Origin of the sequence: Halioxenophilus sp. WMMB6 (assembly GCF_033283405.1) — a bacterium.
In the GTDB taxonomy this organism is placed as follows: Bacteria; Pseudomonadota; Gammaproteobacteria; order Pseudomonadales; family Cellvibrionaceae; genus Halioxenophilus.
Map to the genome: position 1 here is coordinate 193,417 of NZ_JAWMQR010000007.1, position 15,879 is coordinate 209,295.

At 54.4% G+C, this 15,879-nt stretch carries 10 protein-coding genes; 2 read left to right on the forward strand and 8 right to left on the reverse strand.

Annotated features, from left to right (window positions below):
- The first annotated feature begins 166 nt into the window (after nt 1-166).
- Both SBL51_RS16785 and SBL51_RS16790 read left to right on the forward strand, forming a co-directional pair.
- Nucleotides 167-2,407, forward strand: a complete 2,241-nt coding sequence (locus tag SBL51_RS16785) for a TonB-dependent receptor (RefSeq protein WP_317932248.1) — start codon at nt 167-169, stop codon at nt 2,405-2,407.
- A 287-nt stretch (nt 2,408-2,694) separates the two neighbouring features.
- Complete coding sequence (locus tag SBL51_RS16790) at nt 2,695-3,042, forward strand: carboxymuconolactone decarboxylase family protein (RefSeq protein ID WP_317932249.1); 348 nt, start codon at nt 2,695-2,697, stop codon at nt 3,040-3,042.
- A 127-nt stretch (nt 3,043-3,169) separates the two neighbouring features.
- Here SBL51_RS16790 and SBL51_RS16795 read toward each other — a convergent pair whose 3' ends face one another.
- The 8 genes from SBL51_RS16795 to SBL51_RS16830 form a co-directional block, all read right to left on the reverse strand.
- Nucleotides 3,170-3,616: a DUF4334 domain-containing protein gene (locus tag SBL51_RS16795; protein ID WP_317932250.1), complete on the reverse strand. Its 447-nt coding sequence runs from the start codon at nt 3,614-3,616 to the stop codon at nt 3,170-3,172.
- 38 nt (nt 3,617-3,654) lie between these two features.
- A complete protein-coding gene (locus SBL51_RS16800; RefSeq protein ID WP_317932251.1) occupies nt 3,655-4,746 on the reverse strand; it encodes an NAD(P)-dependent alcohol dehydrogenase in 1,092 nt (363 codons plus the stop codon).
- Between the two features lie 12 nt (nt 4,747-4,758).
- A complete protein-coding gene (locus SBL51_RS16805) occupies nt 4,759-6,453 on the reverse strand; it encodes an AMP-binding protein (protein ID WP_317932252.1) in 1,695 nt (564 codons plus the stop codon).
- Nucleotides 6,450-7,952, reverse strand: a complete 1,503-nt coding sequence (locus SBL51_RS16810) for a coniferyl aldehyde dehydrogenase (protein WP_317932253.1) — start codon at nt 7,950-7,952, stop codon at nt 6,450-6,452. The genes SBL51_RS16805 and SBL51_RS16810 overlap by 4 nt, the downstream gene beginning before the upstream one ends.
- Nucleotides 7,953-8,030: 78 nt before the next feature.
- Nucleotides 8,031-9,173 carry an acyl-CoA dehydrogenase family protein gene (locus SBL51_RS16815; RefSeq protein WP_317932254.1) on the reverse strand — a complete coding sequence of 381 codons (1,143 nt, stop codon included), beginning with the start codon at nt 9,171-9,173 and terminating at the stop codon, nt 8,031-8,033.
- 25 nt (nt 9,174-9,198) lie between these two features.
- Nucleotides 9,199-10,344, reverse strand: coding sequence for an oxidoreductase family protein (locus SBL51_RS16820; RefSeq protein ID WP_317932255.1), 1,146 nt, complete (start codon nt 10,342-10,344; stop codon nt 9,199-9,201).
- 147 nt (nt 10,345-10,491) lie between these two features.
- The gene (locus SBL51_RS16825) at nt 10,492-12,822 is read right to left on the reverse strand and encodes a TonB-dependent receptor (RefSeq protein WP_317932256.1); all 2,331 of its coding nucleotides are present in this window, start codon (nt 12,820-12,822) and stop codon (nt 10,492-10,494) included.
- 177 nt (nt 12,823-12,999) lie between these two features.
- Nucleotides 13,000-15,804: a LuxR C-terminal-related transcriptional regulator gene (locus tag SBL51_RS16830; protein WP_317932257.1), complete on the reverse strand. Its 2,805-nt coding sequence runs from the start codon at nt 15,802-15,804 to the stop codon at nt 13,000-13,002.
- Nucleotides 15,805-15,879: the final 75 nt, after the last annotated feature.

A 15,879-nucleotide genomic window follows, 5' to 3' on the forward strand; every position in this document is an offset into this window, starting at 1 on the left:
CAGTTGTTGCCTACGCTGTCGGCAAAAAAGTAAAAACAATAACACCACATGGATGGGAAATTTCTTGTTGTGCTTTCATGCAAAGCTATTGTGCTGTGGTGGCTAGGTTCTGCCGCATGCGCCGCATGCTTTACTCATATAAAAAACGATAATAAAGGTGATACACATGAAACGAAATCAGCACAAACCCGCCTCTTTTGTTAAAGCCCTGCTGGCCGCGTCGATCGCTGCGGCGCCTTCGGTCTGGGCAGAAACCGAAAAATATCTGGAAGAGGTGATTGTTACTGCCGAGCACCGTGAGGTGGGGCTGCAGGAGACACAGATCTCCTTAAGTGCTTTTTCTGATGACGATATTAACCAGCTCGGTATTAGTAATGGTTTGGATATTGGTGACTATGTTGCCAACCTCAATGCCCAGCCGTATGTCGGTGGCCGTTCGGGTGTCTCTTACAATATTCGCGGGGTGGGTAATGCCGAAACGCTCATCACCTTTGACCCGGCTGTCAGTGTTTACATCGACGGGGTATTGATTGCCAAAAATACCGGCTCCCTGTTGGATGTGTTGGAACTGCAGCGCGTGGAGGTGCTGCGCGGGCCACAGGGCACGCTCTATGGCCGCAACACTATGGGTGGAGCGGTTAATTACATCACTAAAAAGCCCACCAACGAATTTGAGGCCAGTGTTAAAACCACCATTGGCAGCTATGGTCAGGCCGATCTGCGCGGCATGATTAACGTGCCGATTGCCACTGCCGACAGTGCCATTGGTGAATTAAATATGCGTGCCTCGGCGGCGTTGATCAATCGCGACGGTATTCAGGATAACGATTTTCCAGGTGCCGCTCAGGATGAGTTGGGTACTAAAGATCGCGACGTGGCCATGGTCCAGCTGATGTGGGCACCCACCGAAGCCTTCTCTGCCAATTACAGCTATGACCGGACCCGTATCGACGAAGAGCAGGAGACCGCCTGGGTGACCGGCGTGCGCCCTGGCAGCCTGGGCGATATTTTTGGTCTAAGTGCCTATACCGCTGAAGAGAATGATCGGCCCGACTCCATTTCGGTAAACGATGCGCACGGCACCAACACCGATGTTGATGGCCACGCATTGACCCTGGCCTGGGATATCAACGAAAACTTAACCCTCGACTCAATCACTGGTTACCGCACCATGGAGAATCTGGGGATGCAGGATTCCGATGGTACTCCGGTCTCCTTATTGGCCACCCGCGATCTACAGGAGAATGAATCACTCTCCCAGGAGTTCCGACTGGTCGGTTCGGCCATGGAGCAGCAACTGCACTTCTCCACCGGCCTGTTCTATATGGATGAAGAGGGTGATGTCTATAACGAAACCACCATTTTGGGCGGCTCCAGATCCAATGTTGCCAACTACACCAACGAAGCCTGGGCCGCCTATGGCCAGTTTACCTACGACATTACCGAGGCGTTGGATATCACCGTTGGCTTGCGTTACACCGAAGAGACCCGGGACATGGAAAAGGTGGCCTTTGCCTCTTCCTCGTTTGCCAACCCGGTATTTCTCAACGAGATTCGCGCTCAGTATGGTGATCAGTTCTATCCCAAGGCGAGCCGCGATTTCGATAACCTCTCCGGATTGGTCTCCGTCAGCTACGACTGGAATGACGATATCATGAGCTACTTTAAAGTGAGCTCGGGTTATCAGTCCGGCGGCTTTAATGTGCGCGATACCACGGTTGAAGATTTCACCCGCGGTTTTGATGAGGAGACCCTGATCTCCTATGAGTTGGGTACCAAGGCGCAGTTCGCCAGCCGCTATCAGTTTAATACGGCACTCTGGTACAGCGATTACGATGATAAGCGGGTTAATAACCTCAATCCGCAGACCTTATCGCAGACGGTGCGCAACGCCGGTGTGGTGAAAATCTGGGGTTTGGAGGCGGAGTTCCTGGCCCAGCTCACCGATACCATTCAAATTGGTATCAACTACGGTCATGTCGATCCGGAGTATAGCGAGTACGATTTTCTGGAATCCGATGGCACCATCACCGATAAATCCGATACCACCAATTTTGCCTACGCTCCGGAAAACAGTGTCAATGCCCACATCGCCTACGAGCAGCCGCTGAATTTCGGCCTGCTGCGTGCGCGAATGGATTACAGCTATCGCGATGAGATGACCTTCCTCTCTGCCCAGCCAGAGCGTAACTCATCGAAGGAGGCAAAAATAATGAATGCGCGAGTCTCACTGGAAGAGATTCAGCTTGCCGGTGATATGAATATGCGCGTGGGTGCCTGGGTGAAAAACCTCACCGATGAGGGCTACTGGAATTTCGGCGTTAATATTTACGATACCTTTGGTTTCGACATCAATACCTACGGCGAACCAAGAACTTTTGGCGTGGAAGTCGAAGTTCTATTCTAGTTTGTTTGTGCTTCTTAGGGCGGCTTCGGCCGCCCATTTTTTTGTTTAGTTTGCTCTACCCTTCGAACCGGCCGTGCTAATTTTCACCCGCGGTCGTGATTCATTTTTACTCTAATGCTCAATAATTTTATTCGTTTTATGACTGGGCGTGAACACATGCAACTGCTGTAAAATTCTCCGCTTCTAGTTTTGAATATTAATGAGTTTTTCGCTTGAAAAGCTTGGCTAACCGTTAATGTCGGCCGCCTTGTTGTTTGGCGTAACCACCCCAGATTTGCGAGTGACCTATGAAAAATTTTCCCGACCACTTTAAAGAACTCACTGAATGGATGGAGAAGCTGGGTTTGGCCATGCCGGAGGTGATGCAGGGATTTGGGATTCTGCATGAAGCCAGTATCAAACCGGGCGCGCTAACGGCGAAAACCAAAGAGCTGATCGCCTTGGGAATTGCCATTACTGTCCGCTGCGACGGATGCATCTCGTTCCATGTACACGATGCCCTGCAAGCCGGCGCCAGCAAGGAGGAAGTGGCTGAGACTGTCTCGGTAGCCATTTTAATGGGCGGTGGGCCATCGGTCGCTTATGGTATTGAGGCGATGCAGGCGCTAATGCAATTTCAGCGGCAGGGAGTGTAAGTCGAACCTGAGCAGGTCAGGCGCTTACAGCCCGGCAGAACAACTGGCTGGCGATAATCCGGTTATGGTGTGGCAGGGTTATCGCTGCCCGAGCCCTGCGTGATAATGCTCTACTTGTCGGCTGTGCTTATGGCAGCCGGGCCAGGGTGAAAAAGAGGTACTGTGTATCGCCTTTTTTGTCCATTACGCCCAGAACGTGGTTGTCGTCGATTTTGGCGAAGTGATCAAAGATGGGGTGTGAATCATAAACCATGGTGGCGGTGCACTTACCGCGAAAGCAGACCTCGCGCAAAGAGGCAGTGCCCAGTATCGGGTTGGTGTAGCGTTCGCCGGCACTATTTTGGCTGATGATTGGTTCGACATCGTTGGCGGCGTGGAAGCTTTTGCCAACCCACTTCAGCCCCAGCAGTTGTGACTCGCCGGGGTGGCCGGTTAACAGCACCTCGCCCTGCCATTGGCCGAGCATAAAGTCGCTGGTGACAGGCTCCAGGCTGTCAAAATAGCCGAGCAGTTCGTCACTTGTGTAGGTTTTATCGGTGTTCAAGGGTGCCTTGGGGGCTAGTGTGCTGTTCATAGGTGTTCTCTCTTAGCGAACAAAAACCGCGCTTGTTGTTATTTCATTAGCAGTACAGGCTTGATGGTTTTGCCAGATTTCATATCTTCCACCGCCCGTTCAATGTCGCTAAATGGGTAGGTGGTCACCAGCTTGTGCAAAGGTAACTGGCCCTGGCGATACCAGTCGATCATCTGTGGAATAAACACTTTTGGATCGGCATCGCCCTCAACTGTACCCATGATCGACAAACCCTTGAAAACCAGCGCCAAGGGGTCTATGGGCAGTGGGGCCTTACTGCTTGGCAGCCCGGCGCAGAGCAGTTTGCCACGCGCCAACAATAGGCCGACCGCCTGTTCAATAACCGCCGGATGGCTGGTGCAGTCGAATACAGCGTGCAAGCCGCCGATTGCCTTCACGGTCGCTTTCAGGTCGTCTTGCTCCGCCACTATGCCGACCGTGGCGCCGAGATCGCGGGCAAGTTGCACCCGTTGCGGATTGTGGTCGACAGCGATAATTTCGCCGCACTCCTGTAGCCGGGCGGCAATCACCGCCGCCAGTCCCACACTACCGCAGCCGAAAATGGCGATGTGCGAGCCGGGCTCAACCGCCAGTACATTCACCACTGACGACATCCCCGTCATAATACCGCAGCCGAGCGGAGCCATTAAGGCGGCCGGTAAATCCTCAGCAATTTTTACCATGTTGGTGGTGCGGGCGACGGCGTGGGTGGCAAAGGACGATTGTGAAAAAAAGTGGCCGGCAATGGCTTGACCCTGTTGTTGTAGCGCTGAGCTGCCATCAGCCCGGCGACCGGCAAAATTCATTAGGCCGGCCTGGTTGCAATAGGAGGGGGTGTGTTGTTGGCAGGGGCTGCAGTGGCCGCAGGCACCAAAACTCATAATTACCCGGTCGCCTACTCTGAAGTCGTTTACCTCTGGCCCCACTTTAATGATAACGCCGACACCTTCGTGGCCGAGGACGATGGGTTGTGGTGTGGGCAGGGCGCCGCTGGCGGCGGTGAGATCGGTGTGGCAAATACCACAGGCCTCCAACTCCACCAGGCACTCGCCGGCAACCAGTGGGCCAATCTCAACGGGTTCAATGGTAAACGGTGCTTGGGGACGGGTGACGGCGGCTAGAATTTCCATAGTTACGTCCTACTACTGCCAAATAATTTTATGGCCGCTGCTGCGCCAATGATCGGCGTTGGCCAGGTAGCGCGCCTCGATTTTATCGCGCCGTAATTTCATGGTTGGCGTTAACATGCCGCTCTCGATTGTCCATGCGTCGGGGGCAATGACCAGGTAGTCGAGCTGTTCGTGATCTTCCAGTGTGCTGTTAACTTGCGTCAGCAGTTCGCTGAATTGATGCTCCAGCTCATTTCTATTACTGATTGCGCCAGGCGCCAACACCGCCAGGGCAAAAGGTTGCGGTTGCCCTGGCCCGGTGACACACACCACTTCCAGTGCAGGGTGTGCCAATTTGTTTTCAATAGGAACCGGCGCCACGTATTTGCCTTTGCTGGTTTTAAACAGCTCTTTAACGCGGCCGGTTATGCGCAGATTGCCTTGTTCATCCAATTCACCGCGATCGCCGGTACGGAAATAGCCTTCAGCATCGTAGCTCTCCAGGGTGGCCTCGGCATTTTTATAGTAACCCAGCATCTGCCCCGGGCTCTTCACCAGAATCTCCCCGGTTGCGTCGATTTTGCACTCGACTCCGGGCAGGGGTACACCCACGTAACCGGGGCGCACCTGGCCTGGTTGCGTGCCGTGGGAAGTGGCGGCATTTTCGGTCATGCCAAACACCTCCAAAAATTCCAGGCCCAAACTGCGATACCAGGCCACAATATTGGCCGGCAGCGGGGCGGCACCGGTTAAACCCAGTCGTGTGCAGTCGAGCCCCAATTGCCGCAATATTTTCTGCTTCACCCGTGGGCCAATCAGCGGCAGGGTAAATAGCAGTTTCTGTTTGCGGGGCGATAGCTTGATGCTCACCGCCTGATAAAATTTGGTCCACAGGCGCGGTACACTAAAAAAGCGTGTTGGCCGGGCACGCCGCAGATCTTGGCTGAAGGTCTCCAGGGAGTCATTAAAAAAAACCTGGAAACCAAACACCAGTGAGGGAATCTCCACCGCTACCCGCTCGGCAATATGGGCCAGCGGCAGGTAGGAGAGCATGCGATCCGCTTCGCCCGGGTGCCATAACTGCTTGGTTGACTGGCAAGGGGCAATTAACGAGCGATAGCAGTGCATCACCCCCTTGGGTTTGCCGGTGGTGCCGGAGGTATACACTATGGTGGCCAAGGCCTCGGCATCGCGTTTATCGACCACGGTAAGCGGCCAGAAATCACGCATAATATTTTCCCAGCTTTGGTGATAGGCAAAATCATCGGTCGCTGGTGCCAACGGCAGGGCTACCACCGGCAGCTCGGCGGGAAACACGGTTTTTAATTGCTGCCAACTGTCATCGGCGCCACCCATCTTACCTACAAAAATAAGTTTGGCCTGGCAGTGTTCAATTATATAACTGGCGCTGTCCGGATTGAGCGTGGCATACAAGGGTACCGACACATGGCCGGCCATCCAGATGGCCAGATCGGCAATCAGCCAGTGGGCGCTGTTTTTACCCAATAAAATAATATTGCTCTGCGCGGGCAAGTTTAATGAGTATAAAAAGTTGGCCAGCCGCAGAGCTTGGTCGGCCACCTCCGACCAGGTGAAAGTTTGCACCTGGCCATAGGCCAGAGGCTGCGTCAAGTAGATGCTATCGCCTTTGCTGGCCGTCCAGTGCAACAGATAATCCACCGGTGACATGGCCTGTTCCAGGGCCGAGTGCCGAACTAGACTGGTCATGGTCGGTAGGCCTCCAGTCGCTCCCGTTGCAGTCGTCTGCCGAGCAGAGAACCCATCACCCACTCGAATGCTTTACCGTAGGGTGGCTTCAGAAGTTTGGTGTTCATAAAGCGGCTGGTAAAAAAGACTCCGCGTTTTTTGGAGAAGGTTTCAAAACTGTGGAAGCCGTGGTACTGCCCCATGCCACTGGCACCCACGCCCCCAAAGGGGAGCTCGTGTTGCGCCACGTGAAAAACACAACCGTTGATGGTTACGCCGCCGGAGAGTGTTTGGTTAAGCATCTGCTCAACACGGCCGGCGTTGTTATCGAAGTAGTAGAGCGCCAGTGGCCGGTCGCGCTTATTAACGTAGGCGATGGCTTCATCCAGGTTACGGTAGGTGACGATGGGCAGGATCGGGCCAAAAATCTCCTCTTGCAAGAGCGCACAGGAGTCCGGGCAGTACCAGATGAGTGTTGGTGGAAAAACCTGATTATCCCGGCTGCAGGCTTCATTGCCGTTGTTTACCTGAATCATCTTGGCACCTTTGGCGGTGGCCTCGTTCAGCCAACCCTGCAAGCGATCAAAATGGTCGCCATTAATTAACCGGGTGTAATCGGGGTTGTTTACCAACCTTGGGTAGGCGCGGGCGATGTGCGCTTGGCAGAGTTCTAAAACCTCGTGCAGTTGTTTCTCGTGTACCAGCAGATAATCGGGGGCAACGCAGGTTTGTCCGGCGTTGATAAATTTGGCAAAGACAATTTCAGCAATGGCTTTAGCGAGCGGATAATCCGGGGCAATAATGGTTGGCGACTTGCCGCCCAGCTCCAGTGTTACCGGTGTCAGGTTGGCTGCCGCCTGCGCCATAATTTTGCGCCCGACGTTGGTCGAGCCGGTAAATATCAGGTGGTCAAACGGCAGCGAGGAGAATGCCCGGGTGTCGGCGGTGCTGCCGGTAACCACCGCGACGTAATCCTCGCTGAAAATTTCGCTCAATAACATCTGTAGCAGTTGGCTGGTAGCGGGAGTATTAGTAGAGGGTTTAATCATGGCGTGGTTGCCCGCTGCCAGCGCGCCAATTAATGGTGACAAGGTCAGCAGCAGGGGGTAGTTGTAGCTGCCGATAATGCCAATAACCCCCAGTGGCTGATAATAGAGCCGGCTGCGACTCGGTTGAAACAGTGCATTGGTGGCAATTTTTTTGGGCTTCATCCAGCGGCGCAGATGTTTTTTGGTGTAGCGAATTTCATCAATTAAACCGAACAGTTCCAGTTGCAATGTCTCGGCGGCGGAGCGACCGTTAAAGTCGCTGTTCAGTGCGGCAATTAACTGCTGGCGATGGCCGAGCAGCGTCTGCTGTAATTGATCGAGCGCGGCGATTCGCTGGTGGTAGGGGATCGCTTCTGGCCGGGCCATAAAGGCGGTTCGACAAAGGTCAAAGCTCACCTCTAGCGCCGTGCCCTGAGGCCGAGTGGGCGCCTCCGCCTCCATTTGCACTACTTTTTGGTCGGACAGCAGCATAGTCCCCTCTCCGTAAGCTTCACTGTTCTTTATGTGGTTAATTAGCGTGGCTAAATTGTGATGTTACTGGTTGGCTTGTTATAGAGAGCGGGCAATCAGCTCTTTCATTATTTCGTTGGTGCCGCCGTAGATGCGTCCGGCACGGGAGTCGATATACGCCCGGGCGATGGGGTATTCGAGCATATAACCATAGCCGCCGTGGAGCTGCACACCTTCATCCACCACCCGGCAGGCCAGCTCTGAAGTCCACAGCTTGGCGGCGGCGGCCGCTTCCTGAGTCAGTTCACCTTTGAGCACCAGCTCCAGGCAGCGATCGACAAATTGTTGGCCAACCGCGATTTCCGTTTTCATCTCCGCCAATTTAAAGCGGGTATTTTGATAAGCAACCACGGGCTGACCAAATACGCGCCGATCCTGGGTGTAGGCGAGGGTGGCGTCATAGGCGCCTTGAGCGGTAGCGACGGAAAGAATGGCAATAATCAAACGCTCCCAGGCCAGCTCCTGCATCAATTGGCTGAAGCCCCGGCCCTCTTCGCTGCCGAGCAGATTGCTTTGCGGCACCCGTACATTGTCAAAAAATAGCTCGCAGGTATCCTGTGCTTTCATGCCGACCTTGTGCAGGGGTTTGGCCTTGCTAAAACCTTCCCGGCCCGCCTCCACCAGCACCAGCGACAGATCTTTTGAACCGCTGCCGCTGTTGCCGGTTTTAACGACCACCACAATGATGTCGGCCAGGTAACCGTTGGTGATAAATATTTTGGAGCCGCTAATAATATAGTCATCTCCCTCTTTTACCGCCTTGGCTTTGATGGATTGCAGATCGGAACCGGTACCCGGTTCGGTCATGGCCACCGCCCCCACAGCTTCGCCACTGGCCATTTTCGGAAGCCAGTGGTGCTTCTGCTCTTGCGTACCAAAATTGTAAATATAGTTGGCAACGATATCGGAGTGCACGGCAAAGCCGGGGCCAGTAGCGCCCACGTAACTCTGTTCTTCCATCAGTACGGTGCTGTAGAGGCGATCGCCGCCCATACCACCGTACTCTTCGGGAATAGTCATACAGAGCAGACCCAGTTCACCGGCACGATTCCAAACCTGACGATCAATATGCTGCTGCTCTTCCCAGCGGGCGTGATGCGGCATAATTTCCTGATCAATAAAGCGGCGTACCATGCGACGAAATTCGTCGTGGCCGGAGTTAAATAGCGTACGCGGCAACATGGTTATCTCCTGCAAACTTTTTTATTTAATAATCTTTGGGTGTTATCTGTTTCAATCGTTGGGACAACAGCTCCAAACTCTGCCAGTCCAATACTGCTTGCGCGCAGCGGTCAATTAATTGCGCAGTCATCGGCTTCTGCTCTTCGGGCAACAAGCCATAGGCGCAAACCGACGCGATCAGTGGGCCGCACAGGTTGTAGCGGTAGTCGCTTACCATTTCAGCAGCCGAGTACTGTCGGCCGCCCTGTTCAAACTGGCGGCGATACTCATCCAGCAGAATGTTTTCGTATTGTCGACGGGTGGCGACGGTTAAGCTCTTGGCCAACAGACAGGTGATATCAAACATGGGGTTGCGCAAACCGCAGAACTGCCAGTTGATCAGGCTGGCCCGCCAGTGGTTGGCTGTTGCTGCGCTAAACAGTGCATTACTGATGCGCGCGTCACCATGGGTGATGGTGATGCCTTGGCGCTCAAAGCGGTGCCAGGGGGCAACCAGTGGTTGCAGTTGTTGCAACAGCTCAAGGAGTTCAGCACTAACGCCGGCCAAGTTTGGCGAGTGGAGTTGCGCTAAGCCGTGGCGAAAGTGGTTGGCAATTTGTTCGGCGCCGGTGCGCAGTCGTACCAGCCAGCGCGGTGCTGAGGCCGGCGACGTGCCCATAAAGCAGCCGTGCAAAACGGCCAGCTCAGCCAGTACCGCCCGCACCTGGGGGAGATAGTGCTGGTCCAATACCTGGTTGCGATCAAAGGCATCACCGTCGTCGGCCATCAACAGGTTAAATTGGTCGCCATCGTTGGCGGAAAAATAAATTTTTGGCACACGACAGGTGTGGTGGTAGTGCAACTCGGCGTAGGCGGCTGCCTCCCTGTTAAAAAGAGCGCTGGTCATGTGGCCGAGATTCCGGCGGAGATTAGGTCGCGAAATTTTTACCAAAAGGTGCTTCGGTAATAATTTCGCCTCCTGGAAGTGCAGGTGAATACGGGTGGTAAAATCGAAATGATTTTCCGCAACCGCTTCACAGGCGACGGCGGCAATGGGTGGCAGACAGGTATCGTGGTAGCAGAGTGTACGGGTGAGCCAGTCGATATTGATATCACTGGCATCACGCAAGAGCCGCTGGACCCGTGCGGGCTTGCCACCAGGATGCTGCGCTGAATGCCAGGGATAATTCATAGTTCAATCCAGTTGCTGCTCTGGTACAGCTGGTGACGTTTGGTCATTGAATTAAATTGCCGCGTCGGGTCTATTGGCCAGTTACTGCCGGCCAGCAGGGTTGTGCTGGCCGGCAGTGGTACTACTGTCTTGACTGGTAGCGGCGCGTTAGAAAGAGCCGCGCAGTGTCAAACCATAGGTGCGTGGCGCCGATACATAACCATTGGCATCCGGCCCTTGCAGCGGTGAATTAAAATGTTGTGTCACATAGCGTTCGTCACTGCAGTTTTGGCACCAGGCGGCAACTGACCAGAGCCCGCTTACCGCGCCCAGTGTGATACTGGCGGAGTATTCTGTCTGGGCATCCCGTGTGTAGTCGTTGGAGGTGTTGGTGTACTGGTCGCCGGAGTAGCTAAGACCGATGCGCCCGGACAACATCAATCCCGAGGCTATCTCCTGTTCGGCCGAGAGCGCCAGGTTGCCGGTTAAATCCGGTGCTTGGGCAAAATCCCGATTGGCCAGGCTGCCGAGCTCTGGCGAGTCGCCAAACGAAGCTTCTGCCAGATAGGTGATATCAAAATTGAGCGACACCGCTTGGCTCAGCAGAACCTGGTTTTCCATCTCGAGGCCGTAGACTTCGGCATCGGCGGCGTTATCGATGGTGAACTGGGTGCCGATAAACTGGGCGATCTGTAGATCGGTGATGTCGTTGTAAAAGAGTGCGATGTTGGAACGTGCACGGCTATCCCAGTAATCGGCTTTTAATCCCAACTCGATACCGTCGATGTATTCCGATTTATAGGTCGGATCCAATGGCACAGCGCCGGGGACTTCATCCGGGTTATTAAGCACGGTGCCAGCACCGGTGTTGTCGATGTTCACCCCGCCCGATTTATATCCGCGGCTGTAGGTAAGGTAGGCCATCAGATCTTCGCTGAATTGATATTTGGCCGACAAGGTGCCGCTTACGGCATCGTCATCAAAGCTGTCGCTGTACTCCGGTCCAGGTTGCACACCAAGCAGTCGGAACAGGGCAACCGGTGAGGGGTTGAAGTAGTTGCGGATCATCGCCCCCTCTTTCTCGTCACGCGAGTAGCGTAAGCCAACCGTGAAACCGAGCTTGTCGGTTAAATCCAGATTCCAGTGCATAAAGGCGGCGTAGGATTTACTGGTGGCGGGCATGAGCACATCGCTCCACAAACCTTCCGAGGCATCGGCAGTGCCCGGTGGAATGCCGGCGGCGCTCAGGTAGATGTCGAAATAGGTCTGTGCCTGGTCGCCCCACAACAGTTGGTGCGGCGCTTCGATATCTTCATCGGCGTAGTAGAGGCCGAGCACATAGTCACCGGATTGGAAGGGACCGAACTCGTTAACGACACCACTTAAGGTAAATTCCTGGGAGATGGTTTCGGTTTTCAGCCCTTCGTTGATAGTGAGAATATTGGCTCCCGAGAAGTCAGCATCCATGCCTTGTTGATCAATCTCCCACTTGCGATAGCTGGAGACGGAATTTAGCGTCAGGTTATCGGCCAAGGCCCACTCGATCTTCAACACCGCGCCTTTGTCTTCGATGGTTTGATCAGTATCGTTACTCAAAACCTGTTCGTAATCTTCAAAATCGGAGGAGGGCGCCTGGAGGCCTCGGGCGGGAATGAGAAAGTTATCGATCAGCGGTTGCAGTGGTCCATCGATTACATCCACCTGGCCGTAACAGCAGTTATTCTCTTCCTTGGACCAGTCGGCAATCAGGTGCAGTTTAAAACTATCACTGCCTTCGAAAAGATACTGGGCTTTCACTGCCCGTGGGCTGCGATCGTTGTAGTCGCCGCCGTTGGGGTTTTCGATATAGCCATCCCGTTCGCCGGTTAACGCCGCCAGGCGCAGAGCCGAGTTGCCGGCGATGGGCACATTGACCATGGCGCGCATCATTTGGCTATCGTAGCTGCCAGCGCTGAGTTCATAGTTGGCGGTAAGGGCCTCGGTGTCGGGTGCTTGGCTGGTTAGAATCAGGGCTCCAGCGGAGGTGTTTTTGCCAAACAGTGTGCCCTGGGGGCCACGTAAAATCTGCAGGCTTTCGACATCCAGCCAGTTTTGCATCGCCTGGCCGGCACGGGTGCGATAGACACCATCGACAAATACACCAACCGCCCCTTCAAAGGCGCGGCTGTTGCCCACGGTGCCAATACCGCGAATCAGAATGTTGGCACTGTTGGCGGCGCTGTTGGTAACGTCGAATTTAATGCTGGGCGAGATCTGTTGGATATTGCTGATACTGTCGACATGGGCGGCGACCATGTCATCGACGCTGGCGACGGTGACCGCAACCGGAACTTCTTGTTGGCTCTCTGTGCGTCGTTGGGCAGTAACCACTATCTCTTCCAATACCGGACGCTTCTCAGCCCCTGCCGCGAGCGCATGGCTGGCGGTGCTGGTCATGACTGCCGCTGCCAAAAGGGTCAGCGGCAATTTGGTGTGGTGTTTGAAATCGGTTGCAGACATTTTATTGATCTCCTCTGCGACTTATTGTTATCGATTTACGCAGGCCATGTTGACGCAGGCCACGGGGCGCTGAAACTTACAAGTTGAACAGTGAAACAGTATTGATACTAACCAAGTCCGGTGCTGGCAGCCTCGTCCATTCTGATGAATTTTTTGCGCCACTATTGAAATTTTTTGTTAGTGCAGTATCCCTTTGCGTCGTGCGATGGCAACCGCTTCGGTGCGGCTTTGCGAGTGCAGCTTGCTGTTGATGTTACGCAGGTGGGTGCGCACGGTATTTTCCGAGACAAACAGCTGGCCGGCGATGGCGGCGTTGGTGAGACCTTCCGCCAATAGCTGCAATACCTGTGACTCTTTGCGCGTTAATTTTTCAGTTAACTGATCGCTACAAGCTAATGCGGAACCGTTATTAATACCGACGTTATTGTTGGCGTTGGCCAACGCGGTAATTAATTGTCTGGGTTCGGTGAATAACGCCTCTGCCAACGGCAGTCGCTGCTCTTGTGCAAAATGCACAAACAGCTGCTGCATCAATTCACCTTCGTCGATCAAACTTTGCACCGAGTTCTCGGCTGCGGCACTGGTCAGGATTTCAGCGAGCAAGGCTAGTGCTTTAGGTTTTTCTCCCTGTTTGAAAAAAGCCAACGCCAACAGGATTTTGAATTTAAGTGCCCGACGATGGCGGCCCAGCTGTTCAGCCTCGGCGATGAGTGCTGTGAGTTGGGCGGCGGCGCTGGTGGCTTCGCCAAAATGAATTTGCCAGCGCAACTCGGCTTCGCAACAAGTGTGTTGGTCGTTGGCAAACAACCATTGCTGTTCCAGCACTGGCCAATCGCAAAGTTCGGCCGCCCGTTTGATCTCGTCTCTGGCCGCCTGACCATGGCCTTGTAATAGGAAAAATCGGGCGCGCTCCAGGTGAGCATTGGCCACCAGGCGTGGCAGCTCATTGATGTGACCGCAGTACTCGAGCTCCATCAAGGTTTGCAGGGCGCTTTCTCTCTCCCCTTGGGCAAACTGGATGCGGGCCAGATTACGGTGGCCGCTGATTAGATGTTCCGGAACGCCCTGTTCGCGCATTAAGGGTACGTAGACCTGCAGCAGTCTTTGGGCGCTGTTGAGCTCGCCGGTTTCATACAGCACTTCCACCAACAGAATGGCGGCCATGGTGTTGCCATTGGTGGAGCTGTTGATGCCGTGCACATGAATATTGGTCGCCAGCCGAAAGCGGGAGAGCGCCTGGCGCAGCCGGCCTTGCATCAACTCCATAACCCCTTCCACGCACTGGCTGTAAATACTGGTAAAGGGGCCCGCGTCCGCTTGTGTCTGCCCCGGTTGATGGTCCAGTAACTGTTGCGCCAATGGGTAGTGGCCCATCACCAGGGCGACATAGGCATAGGAGGTATGGAAAATGGCCTGAGGGAAAACATATTTATCGGCAATGGCAGCAACGGTTTGTGATGCAACGCTGTAGGCTAGATCGTTGCGATCCAAAATGGAGAGTAGCATCGGTCGCAGGGCTACAATATGAGCCACCATACTCTCTTCGGCGTGGTCGTCGTTTTCGTATTTGGTGAGCAGCTCCATCGCCTCGGCAGCGCCGCGGGTGAAGGCGACTGCCCACATATGCACAATTTGTAATACCGGCCAGCGATGCAGTTGCTGCTCAGGAATCAATTCAAACAGTCTTACCAGCAAACGCGAGCGGCCCTGGCTTAGTAGATGCTCTGCCTGTTGGTTAAAGAGCGGCAGGGCAAACTCCCAATCTTTAGCGAGAATTGCCTGCTCAATGGCGGGAATTGGACGCTGGTTCTGCAGGTACCATTTGGCCGCGGCCAGATGTAAATGCGGAATTTTTTCCGGGTATTTTTTTTGCAATTGCGAACGCAAAAAAACGGCAAACAGTCCGTGGTAACGAAACTCCTGGCGCTGGCTGTCGAGGGTGTACAAAAAGATACTGGCCCGCTCCAGGTGTTCGAGAATTTCCTGGCTGTTGTCTATTGCGCAAATCGCATTGCAAAGTGGAGCCGAGAGTTGCGGCAACAGGCTCGTTTGTAACATAAATTCGAGCCATACTTTTGGCTGCCGGGCCAGCACCTCTTCAGCCAGGTAGTCGGCAACAAAAGAGTTGGCCCCGGAAAACTCCTCGACAAAGACACTGTTGTTTGGGCACTCCTGCAACAGTAGCGAAGCCAAACGCAGGGCTACCGGCCAGCCCTCGGTGGTGTGGTGCAGCCGCTTGAGTTCACCGGTGGATAATGGCTGCTGGCAGGTCTGCTGTAGAAAACTTTGCGTCTCCTGTGCGGTGAAGCGCAACTTGAGCGGGTCTATCTCCAGCAGTTCGCCCCGGCCGCGCAGACGGGCAATGCCAATATCCGGCAGTGCCCGGGAGCCTAAAATAATTCGTCCCCCCTGCGGCAGGCACTCCACCAGTTGTTGTATCAATGCCAACGCCGTACTGTTTTGCAGTACCTCCAGATCATCGAGAAAAAGAACAAATGGAGGCTGCATCTGAGCGGCATAATCGAGAACCGCCAGGGCCAGATTGCCGACGTCGAGGGCTTGGTTATTAACTGCTTGCTGATTAAGACTGGCCAACGCCAATCGCAGGAAGTGCAACAGTCGGGCGACATCGTTATCGGCATTGTCGAGGGTTAACCAGGCTACCGGAACCTGTTGCTGCTGCAACGCTTGGTAGGCCTGTTGCATCAGTGTTGATTTGCCAAACCCCGCCGGTGCACGGATTAAGGTCAGGCGTGGTACCTCCTCTGTGCACAGCAGGTTGCGTAATTCCAGGCGGGCGACCGCCGCCGGGGCGGAGCCGGGGGGCGTCAGTTTGGTGGGCACCACCAACCGGTTATTTGCCTGTTTGCCTTGCATCGCACGCGCTTTCGGGATGAGTGTCGGTAGAGGGTTAGTCACGTTGCGCACCGAGATCTTATAGGTATCAAAATTGCGCGCGGTAACCAAAATTGCCAGGCTCAACTCGGCGGCTGCCGAGTTCCTTTATGGGGTTGCTGCGCGGGAACAGCAGCCGGCTGGTGCGGCTGGGTTCCTCAT

Bases quoted from the DNA above. Each gene is read 5' to 3' on its own strand.
- SBL51_RS16785 (WP_317932248.1), top strand. From the start codon at position 167: ATGAAACGAAATCAGCACAAACCCGCCTCTTTTGTTAAAGCCCTGCTG.
- SBL51_RS16790 (WP_317932249.1), top strand. From the start codon at position 2,695: ATGAAAAATTTTCCCGACCACTTTAAAGAACTCACTGAATGGATGGAG.
- SBL51_RS16795 (WP_317932250.1), bottom strand. From the start codon at position 3,616: ATGAACAGCACACTAGCCCCCAAGGCACCCTTGAACACCGATAAAACC.
- SBL51_RS16800 (WP_317932251.1), bottom strand. From the start codon at position 4,746: ATGGAAATTCTAGCCGCCGTCACCCGTCCCCAAGCACCGTTTACCATT.
- SBL51_RS16805 (WP_317932252.1), bottom strand. From the start codon at position 6,453: ATGACCAGTCTAGTTCGGCACTCGGCCCTGGAACAGGCCATGTCACCG.
- SBL51_RS16810 (WP_317932253.1), bottom strand. From the start codon at position 7,952: ATGCTGCTGTCCGACCAAAAAGTAGTGCAAATGGAGGCGGAGGCGCCC.
- SBL51_RS16815 (WP_317932254.1), bottom strand. From the start codon at position 9,173: ATGTTGCCGCGTACGCTATTTAACTCCGGCCACGACGAATTTCGTCGC.
- SBL51_RS16820 (WP_317932255.1), bottom strand. From the start codon at position 10,344: ATGAATTATCCCTGGCATTCAGCGCAGCATCCTGGTGGCAAGCCCGCA.
- SBL51_RS16825 (WP_317932256.1), bottom strand. From the start codon at position 12,822: ATGTCTGCAACCGATTTCAAACACCACACCAAATTGCCGCTGACCCTT.